This window comes from Ureibacillus thermosphaericus, from assembly GCF_012396605.1.
GTDB lineage: Bacteria > Bacillota > Bacilli > Bacillales_A > Planococcaceae > Ureibacillus > Ureibacillus thermosphaericus.
This window is the reverse complement of record NZ_JAAXPW010000065.1, coordinates 1-3,121: the sequence shown is the minus strand read 5'-3', so window position 1 is coordinate 3,121 and position 3,121 is coordinate 1. Positions and strand designations below refer to the sequence as shown.

The following is a 3,121-nucleotide window of genomic DNA, read 5'->3' as shown; positions in this document are numbered from 1 at the left end:
TACTCACCTCTTTCGTATGGTTTGTTTGGTTACTTACCATTATAACGAAATTTGGGGAGGTACCCATTTTTTATTGTCTTGAATCCCTTGAAAATCAAGGGGTGAGAATTATGAAATTAACTCAATTCAGTTGATTATATACATTGCCTAAGGCAGGAAGATGGTCTCCAAAAAACACTACCAATGTGGGTTCTTTCAATGAGCCTAATGTATCGAACAAAGAATGTAAAGCATTATCTGAATGGATAATTCCAGTACCATATGTATTTAAAATTTGATTAGTTTCAGATGAATATGAATCTACTATTTTCTCTGTATTATCACCGTACCTTGTATCTAAATAAGGTCCATGATTTTGCATTGTTACAGCGTATATAAAAGTAGGCTTTTCATTTTTTTTGATTTCATCTAATATTAAACTATTAATTTCATAATCATCAACATAATAATCCCCATAGTATTTTGGATTTTTTAAATCATCTAAACCAATAAATTTCTCGAACCCCAAATGTTGGTACACTTCATCCCGATTCCAAAAGTACTTATAGTAAGTATGTATTGCAGTTGCGTTATATCCCTTTTCTTTTAATACTGTTGCCAAAGAAGGGATATCTTTTGATATATATTGTTGGTATGGTATAGATCCACCTGGTAAATGATTCATAGAAAAACCTGTTAATACTTCAAATTCAACATTTGCAGTTCCACCTCCAAATGTTGGTGAAACAATATTTCCAATCTTGAATCTATCTACAGTTGGATTTATTGAATTTAGTCCGAGATTTTTCAATTCCCAAAAAGCCTCGCTCATTATTACAACAATATTAGGATTTTTTCCACTTATTTCATATGTATTATTACTACTATAGTTTATTTCGTTTATATAGTTCATCACATTTTCATAAGTATAATTTTTTGGCTCTTTAATATACAAACTTGGAATATTAATTAAAAAGCCTACAATAAAACCATTGTTGATTTGATTTGTTTTTTGATCCCAGCTGATTAATGAAGCACCACTTTTAGTAACAAACGTATTAATAAAGTTTTTAGGATAATTAATAAACATAGTTAATATGATTAATGAAATAACTAAGATTGATAGTTTACCTTTCCATTTAAGTACCGATACCTTTGCATACTTTAATATTAAATAAGTTAATATTGCAATAATTAACAAGGAAAATATTGCAAATGCAATATTTAAATTATTATATAATACAGGCAGTAAATCTACTACTTGATTAAAAAAATATAAATCCCATGGAAGTAGTGGTTCATTGATGATATTTAATTTGTAATAGTTAATAACAGCAAAAGTAAAGAAAAATGCATAGCTTAATAAAATAGAAAAATAATAGTTGTTAATAATGGACAATAAAAAGCATTCAATTACAAAGAAGATCAATGTTGAAATAATAAATATTCCAATATTCCCCATTATCCATGTGAAAGTTAATTGAAGTTCCTTCCTCAGGAATAACTCAAGTAATACGACTCCTATTAGAGGAGATATAAGAAAAATTAATAAGCCACAAATTTTTTGTTTATTCATTATTTATATTACACTCCAGTTTAAATCATTAAGAGATTAATTTTGAATCTCCTCATCCCAATTTTTATCCCCTAAAATTGAACTTTTGTAAGTATAACCCCTTATTCAACACAATCAGGAATTCATTGTTTTATTGCATTTGTTTTTTCTTTATAAAATCAAAACGTGGTTCTATAATCCACTTAAATAACAGTTTTACAATATCTGTTGATAATATTATTGCGATTAAACAACCTATTAATATTAATCCAAATTTTTTTAAATCTGTATCAAAATAAGGATAGAATGAAGAAGAGTTTGCATATATATAAGAAATTATAAATCCGTGTAACAGATATGCATAAATTGTGTTTCTACCCAATTTAGATAAAATTGGAATTTGTTTTTTAGGAACTATTATCATTACACACATCCCTAATATTATTGCAAAAATAAAACTAATAATTCGATAAATCGCTCCATAAATACCAGAATACTCAAGTACGGAATATGGAACTGCATGAAATAGAAATTCAGTCTTTAAAGTAGAAGCGTATCCATAGAACAAATAAAATATTAAACAAATTATCACTACTGAAGAAATTTTATATTTCCTGCTTCTAAAATAATTTAAATATTCCTTTTTAAAATAAAATCCCATTAAGAAAAAAGGGAAAAATGCTATTGTTCGCGAGATACTAGCGTAGTACCCTGCATCTTCAGCATAACCTATTAGTATCGAAAATGTGAAAGAGATTAATAATGCTATACTTTTTTTCAAGTTTGCAACATACGGTAATATCAATTTCCATATTATCATACTGAAAAGATACCACATTATCCAATATGGGGTAAAATACGAAAAAACTATACTATTAGTATTAATTAAAAGATAATCGAATAGTGAATACAATGTTTCAAAAATTAGATAGGGAATTATCAAATTAGTAAAAATCTTTTTTCCATAATCTTTCGATTTATAATTTTTCGAAAAATATCCGGATATAAAAATAAAAAGAGGCATGTGGAATGCATAAATTGTAAGCACAATTGCACGTACAGTTTGTCCTAAACTAAGAGGCATTATTAGATGACCTATAACAACTAAAGTAATCAGAATAAACTTAATGTTATCAAAATATGCATCTCTTGTTAACAATAAAATTCGTGCTCCTCTCAATAAAATAATACCTATATGAAGTGATATGTTTTTTGAAATTCTTTATTTTATAATGAATTAAAAAATAGATTTGCCAACATCGCTAAATCAGCAATATTGTTAAAATAATTATATATAATAACTAACAGTAAGAAAGTAGTCGCAATGTCTATAATTATAGGAACATCTGGAATACAAAATCTGTTGCATTCCTAAAAATATAGGTTCTTTGTCAAATGGTGTTGGTGAATAAATTTTAGTGACATTATTTGGTAATATGTAATCGGATGGCTTAGGGGAAAATTTTTCCATTCTTCCGGCATCTTTTCATAGAAATCCGTATATTTTAATGCATTTGGCCTTTTGGCCATTAACGTAAGATATGGTTGCCATTTCATTGATTTTTGTTTTGTGCCATATAAACGCTC

General features: G+C 27.2%; 3 protein-coding genes. All 3 read right to left on the bottom strand.

Features of this window, described 5'->3' with window-relative positions:
* Positions 1-121: 121 nt before the first annotated feature.
* Positions 122-1,555: an LTA synthase family protein gene (locus HF990_RS14690; RefSeq protein WP_168412882.1), complete on the bottom strand. Its 1,434-nt coding sequence runs from the start codon at positions 1,553-1,555 to the stop codon at positions 122-124.
* Positions 1,556-1,685: 130 nt separating this feature from the next.
* On the bottom strand, positions 1,686-2,693 hold the full coding sequence (locus tag HF990_RS14685; RefSeq protein ID WP_168412881.1) for an acyltransferase family protein: 1,008 nt from the start codon (positions 2,691-2,693) through the stop codon (positions 1,686-1,688).
* Between the two features lie 212 nt (positions 2,694-2,905).
* Positions 2,906-3,121: hypothetical protein (locus HF990_RS14995; RefSeq protein WP_210730841.1), on the bottom strand; the 216-nt coding region annotated here is incomplete at its 5' end.

Bases quoted from the DNA above. Each gene is read 5' to 3' on its own strand.
- HF990_RS14690 (WP_168412882.1), bottom strand. From the start codon at position 1,555: ATGAATAAACAAAAAATTTGTGGCTTATTAATTTTTCTTATATCTCCT.